This is a genomic window from Lawsonibacter hominis (genome assembly GCF_014287895.1).
Classification (GTDB): Bacteria; Bacillota; Clostridia; order Oscillospirales; family Oscillospiraceae; genus Lawsonibacter_A; species Lawsonibacter_A hominis.
Window position 1 is genome coordinate 98,864 of record NZ_JACOPP010000011.1, and the last position, 10,202, is coordinate 109,065.

The following is a 10,202-nucleotide window of genomic DNA, read 5'->3' on the forward strand; positions in this document are numbered from 1 at the left end:
TCCCGCACAATGTTTCTCATTGTGCGGGGCCCCTTTGAACTTACCTGCTCGGCGGAAGTAAATTCCGCCTGCGCCAAGGTTTTGCCTTCGGCAAAACGCTTGTACGCCCCGTTCGGCGCGCTGCGGCTTCCGCTAGACGTCGATGGGATATTTCCCGGTAAAGCAGCCGTCGCAGAAGCCGCAGGCGGCGTCGGGGGCGATCTGGTGCAGGGCGTCCAGGCTCAGGAAGCCCAGGCTGTCCGCGCCGATCATCGCCCGGATCTCCTCCGGGGAATAGTTGCATGCGATCAGTTTTTCCTTGTCCGGGATATCGGTGCCAAAATAGCAGGGCGCGATGAAAGGAGGCGCGGAGGAGCGCATGTGGACCTCTTTTGCCCCCGCCTCCCGCAGCAGATTGACGATCTGGCGGGAGGTGGTGCCCCGGACGATGGAATCGTCCACCATCACGACCCGTCTGCCCTCCACGCAGCTCTTCAGGGGCCCCAGCTTGATGCGCACCGCCTGCTCCCGGCTCTGCTGGCCGGGGGTGATAAAGGTGCGGCCGATGTAACGGTTTTTTACCAGGCCTACCCCGTAGGGAATACCGGACTCCTCGGCGTAGCCCATGGCGGCGTCCAAACCGGAATCCGGTACGCCGATGACCACGTCGGCCTCCACCGGGTGCTCCTTCGCCAGAAAGCGCCCCGCCAGGCGGCGGGCATCATGCACGGACTGACCGCAGAGGACCGAATCCGGCCGGGCGAAGTAGATATATTCAAATATGCACATGTGGCTGCTGGCGCCCTTGCAGTTGTCCCGGAGGGACCGCACCTCGCCCTCTTCCACCACGACGATCTCACCCGGGTCCAGCTCCCGCTCAAATTTCGCCCCCACGGCGCCCAGGGCGCAGGATTCGGAGGCAAACACGACGGCATCGCCCCGGCGGCCCATGCACAGCGGCCGGAAGCCCCAGGGGTCCCGGGCGGCAATGAGCTTGCGGGCGGACATGACGATGAGCGAGAACGCCCCATGCAGATGGCGGGTGGCCCGGGCCACCGCCTCTTCCGCAGAGGGGCAATGAAGCCGCTCCTGCGCGATGGCATAGGCGATGATCTCCGAATCGGTCGTGGTCTGGAAGATGCCGCCCCGGTACTCGAAGTCCGTGCGCAGCTTGGGCGTGTTCACCAGGTTGCCGTTGTGGGCCAGGGCCAGGGTGCCCTTGACATATTTCAGCGTCAGAGGCTGGGCGTTCTCCCGGCGCACGCCGCCGGTGGTGGCGTAACGAACGTGGCCCACCGCCATCGTACCGCCCAGCTCGTCCAGGATCGAACTGCTGAACACGTCCCCCACCAGCCCCAGATCCTTGTGGAACGAGAGCTCCCGGTCGTTGATGGCTGCAATGCCGCAGGCCTCCTGCCCCCGGTGCTGCAGCGCGTACAGACCGTAATAGGCGGTGCGGGCGCAGTCCCCCGCCGGGTCGTAGACGCCGAAAACGCCGCACTCCTCGTGGATTGACATGGGCTCTCCCCCAATTCGCTTTTCAGGATGGTAAAATCCTATCACAGCCCCGCGTTCATTACAATCGTGACTTTTGTGCGATTTTTCGGCAGAGGGCCCAAAAAATTCCGTTTATGTCCACAAGGAAACAAAGCCCCGGCGGCGCATATACTAAGACGGAACAAGGGCGTTCCCTTTCTGGAACAGGAAGGGACGCTTTTTTGCGTTTTAGGAGGGATGCTTTTATGTGCGGGATCGCGGAATAGATCGATTCCGGCGGGGCTGTGAGACGCGTACGCAGGCGTACCAGGCCATGCAGGCCGCCCTGCAGCGGCGGGGACCGGACCAGGAGGGGCTTTATCGGACGCCTCAGGCGGCGTTGGTGCACACCCGCCTGTGCGTCATGGACCCGGCGGGCGGAGCGCAGCCCATGCTGCTGCGCGCGGGGAGGAGGAGCTGGCGCTGGTGTACAACGGGGAGCTCTACAACACTCCGGAGCGGCGCACGGCCATGGAGGGCTGGCTTACGGAAGAGGTGCTCCGGCGGAACAAGAGCCCCTACCCCAAGACCCATCACCCCGCCTACCTGCAGGCGGTCTCCCGCCGCCTGCAGGAGCTGCTGGACATCCCCGGCGCTCCCCTGTTCCAGCTCGTGGACCGCGCCGCCCTGATGGAACTGCTCCAGGCGCGCACCGAGACGCCCTGGTACGGCCAGCTGATGACCGTGCCCCAGACCATCGCCTACTTTCTGCAGGTCAACCACTGGCTGGAGCGTTACCGCATCCGTCTGGGATAGCGTGCGTCCCGCCCGGGAAGGCGGATGCTCCCTGCCCCGGTTGATTTTCCACGCAGATCAGGCTATACTGATCTTCAGCTGTCCCAGGGATGGAGGAATACGCATGGAGTGCAGGGTTTTTGTGGCCGCCTGTCCGGATTATGCGCAGGCGGAGGAAAAAACAGCGGAATTGATTGAACGGATGGGCGGGATGGGGCGCTTCGCCCGCCCGGGGGAAACCCTGCTGCTGAAGGCCAATCTTCTGGCGGCGGCGGGGCCGGAGCGGGCGGTGAGCACCCACCCGGCCGTGGTGGGCGCGGCGGCGAAGCTGGTGGCCGGGCAGGGAGCAAGGGCGGTCATCGGCGACAGTCCCGGCGGGCCCTATCTGGAGTCCGGGCTGCGCCACCTCTATGAAAAGACCGGTATGAGGGCCGCCGCAGAGGCCTCCGGCGCGGCGCTCAACTACGACGTGTCCACCCGCCAGGTCTCCCTGCCCGAAGGAAAGGTGCTGCACAGTGCTCAGGTTATCGCACCGGCGGTGGAGAGCGACGGCATCCTCAACTTATGCAAGCTAAAGACCCATCTGTTTATGAGCATGACCGGCGCGGTGAAAAACCACTTCGGGCTGATCCCAGGCGTAACCAAAGTGGGGTTCCACGCCAGCCACCAGGATAAGGGGCAGTTTGCCGACATGCTGCTGGATCTGGCGCTCTGGGCCGCGCCCCGGCTGAACCTCATGGACGCGGTGCTGGCCATGGAGGGCGAGGGGCCGGGAGCCTCCGGCACGCCCCGCCCCGTGGGGCTGCTCCTGGCGTCGGAAAACCCGCTGGCGCTGGACATCGTGGCCGGAGAAATCATCGGCCTGCCCCGGCTCGGCAACCCGGTGCTGCTGGCCGCCCAGCGACGGGGCCTGCCCAGCCGCATCGAAGAGGTGGATCTGGTAGGGGCCGGGATCGATGCGCTGCGCATCCCGGACTACCGCTTCCCAGCCCATGTGCGCACCAATATCATGGAGTTTCTGGGACCGCTTACCGGCCCCGCGGCCCGGCTGGCCAAGTCCTGGATGGCTCAGACCCCTCAAATCAGGCCCGAGCGCTGTGTGGGCTGCGGCATCTGCAAAAACGCCTGCCCCGCCGGGGCGATCACCCTGGAAGCGCACCGAGCCCGCATCGATTCCCGTAACTGTATCCACTGCTACTGCTGCCATGAGCTGTGTCCCCAAAAAGCCGTGGCGCTGAAGCAGGGCGCGTTGAGCCGCCTGTTCCAATCCCAATCCGTACACCGGCGGAGGCATTGAGCGGCCCAACCGGATAAGCTCCCATCATGGATCCAAAATTTTTGTATGAAGCCGCCCTCAGCGGGTGATACTAAGGTCGGTATCTCAATTTGAGGAGGAAGTTCATACCATGATTATCGACAAGATCGCCCTCGTCCTGGCTATCATCGGCGGCCTCAACTGGGGCAGCATCGGCATTTTCGGATTTGACTTCGTGGCCTTCGCCTTCGGCGGACAGACCAGCGCCTTCAGCCGCGTCATCTATACTCTGGTGGGTCTGGCCGCGATCTGGTGCATCTCCCTGCTCTTCCGGGATCGGGACGCCGTGGACGAGACAACCTGACCCTCTTTCCCCCTTTCAGGCCCCCGCCGTATCCAGTACGGCGGGGGCTTGACTTTTTTCAGTTTACCGCATATACTACACCCCAGGGGGGTGATCCTCGTTATGATGGCAGACGAACAAAAAATCCTCCGTCTGATGAAGACGGCCCGCGGACAAATGGACGGTATCATCCGGATGGTGGAGGAAAACCGCTACTGTATCGATATTTCCCAGCAGGTCATGGCCACCGAGGCCATTTTGAACCGGGTCAACCGTGAGATCCTGGCCGCCCATCTGAAGCACTGCGTCCAGGAGGCCGCCAGCGCGACCGAGCGGGGGGAAAAAATCGACGAATTTGTCAAGGCTTTGGAGCGAATCCTAACGTAATGGCCGCCGGAGACGCCGAAGGACGGCCGTCCGGCGGACCGGGGTGACATCTCTTTGCATTGGAAAGTCTGGTGATTGCCTTTGAAACAAAAATTTAATGTGCGGGGCATGACCTGCTCGGCCTGCTCGGCCCACGTGGAGAAGGCGGTGGGCAAGGTAGCGGGCGTGGCGGCGGTAACGGTCAACCTGCTCGGCAGCTCCATGCTGGTGGACTATGACGACACCAGGACCGGTCCTTCTGCGATCATCCGGGCGGTGCAGGACGCGGGCTACGGCGCCGCGCTCCCCGCTTCGGACGAAAAGCAGGGCGCCGGGCCCGCCGCCCCGGCTGCCCGCGTCATGGAAGCAGAGCTGGCGGGGATGAAGCGCCGCTTCGTGATCTCACTCGTTTTCCTGATCCCTCTGTTCTATCTGGCCATGGGGCACATGATGGGCTGGCCGCTGCCCGCCTTCTTCCACGACGAGCGGAACGTGTTCCTGACCGCCTTTCTCCAGTTTCTGCTGACCCTTCCCATCCTGTACGTCAACGACAAGTATTACAAGGTGGGCTTCCGGAGCCTGTTCAAGGGTGCGCCCAATATGGACTCGCTCATCGCCATCGGCTCCGCCGCCGCCATGATCTACGGCGTGGCCGCCCTGTTCCAGATCGCCTGGGGCCTGGGGCACGGGGACATGGAGCGGGTCCATCGCTGGTCCATGGACCTGTACTTCGAGTCCGCGGGCATGATCCTCACCCTCATCACACTGGGCAAGTTCCTGGAGGCCCGCTCCAAGGGCAAGACCAGCCAGGCCATCACCCGGCTCATGGATCTGGCCCCCAAAACCGCCATGGTGCTGCGGGACGGCGGCGAGGCGGAGATCCCCGTGGAGGAGGTGCGGGTGGGCGATCAAGTCGTCGTGCGGCCCGGCGGACGCATCCCGGTGGACGGCACCGTCACCCAGGGCCGCTCTTCCGTGGATGAATCCGCCCTGACGGGCGAGAGCCTGCCGGTGGAAAAGCTTCCCGGCGACAAGGTGGCCGCCGCCTCGATCAACAAATCCGGCTCCTTTACCTTCGCGGCCACCCGCGTGGGCGAGGATACCACCTTGGCCCAGATGATCCGCCTGGTGGAGGAGGCGGCCTCTTCCAAAGCCCCCATCGCAAAGCTGGCCGACAAGGTGGCCGGCCTCTTCGTGCCGGCCGTTATCGGGATCGCCGTCGTCACCGCGGCCGTATGGCTGCTCGCCACACGCTCCATCGAGCCGTCCCTGACCGCCGGGGTGGCGGTGCTGGTCATCTCCTGTCCCTGCGCGCTGGGGCTGGCCACCCCGGTCGCTATCATGGCCGGCACCGGCAAGGGCGCGGAAAACGGGATCCTGATCAAATCCGCCGAGGCGCTGGAGACCCTTCATACCATCCGGACCGTGGTGCTGGACAAAACCGGCACGCTGACCCGGGGCACGCCCCAGGTCACCGACTGCTATCCCAACGAAGGCGCCACCACGGAGGAGCTTTTGTGTGTGGCCGCCTCTCTGGAAAAGCCGTCGGAACACCCCCTGGCCGACGCGATTGTGGCGGAGGCGGCACAGCGGGAGATCCCCCTGGTCCCGGTAGCGGATTTTCAGGCCCTTCCCGGCCGGGGTATTTCGGCCAGGCTCCACGGCAAATCCGTCCTGGCGGGCAACCGCGCCATGCTGGAGGAGGCCGGGATCCCCTTGGAGGGCTTCGATCTCATCGCGGAGGAGCTGGCCAAGGCGGGCAAGACCCCGCTCTACTTTGCCGAGGACGGCAAACTGCTGGGCGTGGTGGCGGTGGCGGACACCCCCAAGCCGACCAGCGCCGCCGCCGTAGCAGGGTTCCGGCGTCTGGGCATCGACGTGGTGATGCTCACCGGCGACAACCGGCGCACCGCCGAAGCGGTGGGCAAGGCCCTGGGCGTGAGCCATGTGGTGGCCGAGGTGCTGCCCCAGGAGAAGGCGCGGCAGGTCGCCGCCCTCCAGGCCGGGGGCAGGCGGGTCGCCATGGTGGGCGACGGCATCAACGACGCGCCCGCTTTGGCGGGGGCCGACGTCGGCATCGCCATCGGCGCGGGGACCGACGTCGCCATTGAGAGCGCCGACATCGTGCTGATGAAAAGCGACCTGATGGACGCGGTGACCGCCGTGGAGCTGTCCAAACAGGTCATCCGCAACATCAAGCAGAACCTGTTCTGGGCGTTTATTTACAACATCATCGGCATTCCCCTGGCCGCCGGGGTGTGGTATCCCCTCTTTCACATCCAGCTCTCCCCCATGTTCGCCGCCGCCGCCATGAGCCTTTCCTCGGTGTGCGTGGTATCCAACGCCCTGCGTCTTAAGCGGTTCAAACCCACAGCGGCCGCCCCGGCCGCCGCGCGTGAACCAATTCATACGAATGGAGGAATCCGTATTATGGAGAAAAAAATGGTCATTGAGGGTATGATGTGCGCCCACTGTCAGGCCCGCGTGGAACAGGCCCTCAACGCCCTGCCCGGCGTCGCCGCCCAGGTGGACCTGCAGGCAAAAACCGCCACGGTCACCGGAACGGCCGACGACGCGGCGCTGAAAAAGGCCGTGGAGGACGCCGGATATCAGGTGGTCTCCATCTCCTGATCTCTGCCGCCGCGGCAAACCGCCTCCTCGTCCGCCGCGCAGAATTCCGCCGCCCGCAGACGGAGGCGAAGTGGAGCGGACCGGAAGTAAATTGCCCCGCAGGGGCAGGCAAGGGTCCTCTGGGGGGCAATTCACCTTGTGTCGCCGGAAATGACGGTATTTCATCTGCTTCCGTCGTCTGCGGACGGCGGCGCTCTGCGAGGCGCTCCTACGGCAGGGTTTTTCGACAGCCTGGAGCGGCCTTGCCGCCTCTTCAGCCGCCTCAGCGCCGGGGAAGCTTCCCCGGCGCTTCCCTTTTGCCCCCTGCTGTGGTATCATGGAAGCAACTCAACCAGAAGGAGGCGCGGCCATGTCCACCCTGCTCATCAAAAACGCGCGCTATATCGTCTCCTGCGACGACCAGGACTCCCTGCACGAGCGCTGCAACCTCTTCATCCGTGACCAGGCGATCGAATACATCGGCCCTGCCCTGCGGCAGGCCGACCAGGTCATTGACGCCTCCCGCATGGCGGTGTATCCCGGCCTCATCAACACCCACCACCACCTCTACCAGCTCTTTTCCCGCAACCTGCCCGAGGTACAGAAAATGGAGCTGTTTCCCTGGCTGGTGACGCTGTACGAGGTGTGGAAGAATCTGGATGAGGAGGTGGTCTCCTGGTCCTCCCTCGCAGGCATGGGCGAGCTGCTGAAAAATGGATGCACCACCTGCTTCGACCACCACTATGTCTTCCCCGAGCGCTCCGGAGACCTGATCGCGGCCCAGTTCCGCTCCGCCGATACGGTGGGGATGCGCTTCCACGCTTCCCGCGGCTCGATGGACCTGTCCAAAAAGGACGGCGGGCTGCCGCCGGACTCCGTGGTACAGACCATCGACGCGATCCTGGCCGACTCCGAGCGCCTGGTGCGGGTCTGGCACGACGATTCCCGCTTTTCCATGCACCGCTTGGCGCTGGCCCCCTGTTCTCCTTTTTCCGTATCCGGGGACCTGCTTCGGGAAAGCGCGCGCCTGGCCCGCAGTCTGGGCGTGCGGCTGCACACCCACGTGGCCGAGACGAAGGACGAGGAGCAGTATACCTTGGAGCGCTTCGGCCTGCGGCCGGTGGCCTACATGCAGTCTCTGGGCTGGACCGGCCCCGACGTGTGGTATGCCCACGGCATCCATTTCAACGACAGCGACCTGCGCGTCCTGGCCAAGACCGGCACCGGCGTGGCCCACTGTCCCATCTCCAATATGAAGCTCGCCTCCGGCGTGTGCCGCCTGCCCGACCTGCTTCGCCTGGACATCCCGGTCGGGCTGGCCGTGGACGGCTCCGCCTCCAACGACGGCTCCAACCTGCTGGAGGAGCTGCGGGCGGCCTATCTGCTCCACCGGCTCACCTGGAGCCGGCAGGCCCCCACCGGGTACGAACTGCTCAAGGTCGCCACCCGCGGCTCCGCCCGGCTCCTGGGCCGGGACGACATCGGGCAGCTCTCTCCCGGCATGGCGGCCGACCTGTTTTTGGTGGATCTGGACCGCCTGGAGCTGGTCGGCGCCCAGTTCGACCCCATGTCCATGCTGGGCACCGTGGGCCTCAAGGGGCCGGTGGATTACACCATCGTCAACGGCGTGCCTGTGGTGCAGCAGGGGCAGCTGGTCACGGTAGACGAGGCGGAGGTGTCCGCCAGGGCAAACGAGACCGCCCGGCGTTATCTGGGCCGGCTGTAAGGCGGCCTGCACAAATCTGAAATCCAAGGGAGAGGTACCGGAATGGAGTTGACTGCCTCACAGCCCCGCGCGCCGCTGTTTTCCCGGCAGGCGCTGCTGCGGCTGATCATCCCGCTGGTCATCGAGCAGCTGCTGCTGATGACGGTGGGCATGGCGGATACCGTTATGGTGACCACCGCCGGGGAAGCGGCCGTATCCGGCGTGTCCCTGGTGGACGGGCTCAACATGCTGCTGATCCAGATCTTTGCCGCCCTGTCCACCGGCGGAGCGGTCGTGGTATCCCAATACCTGGGCCGCCGGGAGGCGGAGCAGGCCAACACGGCGGCCAAGCAGCTGCTCTACGCCGCCGTGATCGCCTCCACCCTGCTGACGGTACTGGCGCTGATTCTGCGCCAGCACATCCTTTCCCTGCTGTTTGGGCAGGTGGAGCGCGCTGTGATGGCCAGCGCTCTCATCTATTTCCTGCTGACCGCCGCCGCTTATCCCTTTATGGCGGTATACAACGCGGGCGCGGCGCTGTTTCGCGCCATGGGCAACAGCAAAGTATCCATGTTCTGCTCCCTCATCGTGAACATCATCAACATTGCCGTCAACGCCATTCTGATTTTCGGCTTCGGCATGGGGGCCGCCGGGGCAGGTATCGGTACGCTGGTCTCCCGGATCGCCGCGGCCGTCATCATCATGGCGCTGCTCCGCCACCCGGAAAACCTGGTGCGGGTGGAGGGCCTGCTCCGCTTCCGCCTGCGCTGGGACATGATCCGCCGCATCCTCTTCATCGGCATTCCAAACGGCTTGGAAAACGGCATGTTCCAGGCCGGCAAGCTGTTGGTGCTCAATCTGATCACTACCTTCGGCACCGCCGCTGTGGCCGCCAACGCCATTGGGAACAGCATCGGCGGCGTCATCAACGTACCGGGCCAGGCGCTCGGCCTGGCGCTCATCACCGTGGTAGGCCGGTGCATGGGGGCCGGCGAAACCGACCAAGCGGTATCCTACGCCAAAAAGCTGGTGCGCGCTTGCTACGTCTGCATGGGAGTTATGAACATCGCCCTCTTTTTCCTGGCCGGGTGGCTGGTCACGCTGTTCGATCTGAGCATGGAATCCACCGCCATGGCCGCCCAGGTGCTGCGCTGGTTTTCGCTGTTCAGCATCTTTTTCTGGCCCATGTCCTTTACCATGCCCAACGCCCTGCGGGCCGCCGGGGACGCGGTGTTCACCATGGCCGTCTCCCTGTGCTCCATGTTTGCCTGCCGGGTGGCTCTGAGTTATGTCTTTGCCTGCGCCTGGGGCCTGAATATGGGGCTGCTGGGGGTATGGCTGGCCATGTTCTGCGACTGGATCGTACGCGCCGTTTTCTTCCTTATCCGGTTTCTGCGCGGGAAATGGAAGTACATCCGGGTCATTGGATAGGCACGCTCCGCAGACTGCCGGTGCCTTTCCCGGCCATGCGGCAGAAAAAAAGCTTCAGCCGTGAGGGCAATGTCATTTAGCCAAGGTTTTTAGCGCATCTGAAAAAGTACCCACCTCGTTTTGTGAACCGCCCCCGATTGTGCGGACAGCACAAAAACGCCCCTAATATAGGACTATGAGATTTTCAAGCAGCAAACTGGCGGCGCAATTCCAGAGGCGTCAGTTTTGTTTTTGATTGAATG

The 10,202-nt window shown here is 64.2% G+C and carries 8 protein-coding genes and 1 pseudogene; 8 read left to right on the forward strand and 1 reads right to left on the reverse strand.

Going from position 1 to position 10,202, the window contains the following annotated elements:
- Window positions 1-132 precede the first annotated feature (132 nt).
- Window positions 133-1,497, reverse strand: a complete 1,365-nt coding sequence (gene purF, locus H8S57_RS09695; RefSeq protein ID WP_186907878.1) for an amidophosphoribosyltransferase — start codon at window positions 1,495-1,497, stop codon at window positions 133-135.
- Window positions 1,498-1,789: 292 nt separating this feature from the next.
- On the opposite strand from purF, the pseudogene H8S57_RS18375 reads away from it, so the two are divergent.
- From H8S57_RS18375 to H8S57_RS09730, 8 genes and pseudogenes are all read left to right on the forward strand, one after another.
- Window positions 1,790-1,867, forward strand: a pseudogene (locus H8S57_RS18375) (hypothetical protein); the annotation flags it as partial.
- A 5-nt stretch (window positions 1,868-1,872) separates the two neighbouring features.
- On the forward strand, window positions 1,873-2,271 hold the full coding sequence (locus H8S57_RS09700; protein WP_186907879.1) for an asparagine synthase-related protein: 399 nt from the start codon (window positions 1,873-1,875) through the stop codon (window positions 2,269-2,271).
- Between the two features lie 103 nt (window positions 2,272-2,374).
- Complete coding sequence (locus H8S57_RS09705) at window positions 2,375-3,547, forward strand: DUF362 domain-containing protein (protein WP_186907880.1); 1,173 nt, start codon at window positions 2,375-2,377, stop codon at window positions 3,545-3,547.
- Window positions 3,548-3,656: 109 nt separating this feature from the next.
- Window positions 3,657-3,869, forward strand: coding sequence for a DUF378 domain-containing protein (locus tag H8S57_RS09710; protein WP_186907881.1), 213 nt, complete (start codon window positions 3,657-3,659; stop codon window positions 3,867-3,869).
- Between the two features lie 105 nt (window positions 3,870-3,974).
- Complete coding sequence (locus H8S57_RS09715; protein WP_352408712.1) at window positions 3,975-4,235, forward strand: metal-sensing transcriptional repressor; 261 nt, start codon at window positions 3,975-3,977, stop codon at window positions 4,233-4,235.
- Between the two features lie 81 nt (window positions 4,236-4,316).
- On the forward strand, window positions 4,317-6,845 hold the full coding sequence (locus H8S57_RS09720) for a heavy metal translocating P-type ATPase (protein ID WP_186907883.1): 2,529 nt from the start codon (window positions 4,317-4,319) through the stop codon (window positions 6,843-6,845).
- 349 nt (window positions 6,846-7,194) lie between these two features.
- Window positions 7,195-8,550, forward strand: a complete 1,356-nt coding sequence (locus H8S57_RS09725; protein ID WP_186907884.1) for an 8-oxoguanine deaminase — start codon at window positions 7,195-7,197, stop codon at window positions 8,548-8,550.
- Window positions 8,551-8,592: 42 nt separating this feature from the next.
- Window positions 8,593-9,960 (forward strand): MATE family efflux transporter, encoded by a 1,368-nt coding sequence (locus tag H8S57_RS09730; RefSeq protein WP_186907885.1) that lies wholly within the window; start codon window positions 8,593-8,595, stop codon window positions 9,958-9,960.
- The last annotated feature ends 242 nt before the right edge of the window (window positions 9,961-10,202 follow it).

Coding starts and splice junctions, on each gene's coding strand:
- H8S57_RS09705 (WP_186907880.1), top strand. CDS start 2,375: ATGGAGTGCAGGGTTTTTGTGGCCGCCTGTCCGGATTATGCGCAGGCG.
- H8S57_RS09715 (WP_352408712.1), top strand. CDS start 3,975: ATGGCAGACGAACAAAAAATCCTCCGTCTGATGAAGACGGCCCGCGGA.
- purF (WP_186907878.1), bottom strand. CDS start 1,497: ATGTCAATCCACGAGGAGTGCGGCGTTTTCGGCGTCTACGACCCGGCG.
- H8S57_RS09725 (WP_186907884.1), top strand. CDS start 7,195: ATGTCCACCCTGCTCATCAAAAACGCGCGCTATATCGTCTCCTGCGAC.
- H8S57_RS09710 (WP_186907881.1), top strand. CDS start 3,657: ATGATTATCGACAAGATCGCCCTCGTCCTGGCTATCATCGGCGGCCTC.
- H8S57_RS09730 (WP_186907885.1), top strand. CDS start 8,593: ATGGAGTTGACTGCCTCACAGCCCCGCGCGCCGCTGTTTTCCCGGCAG.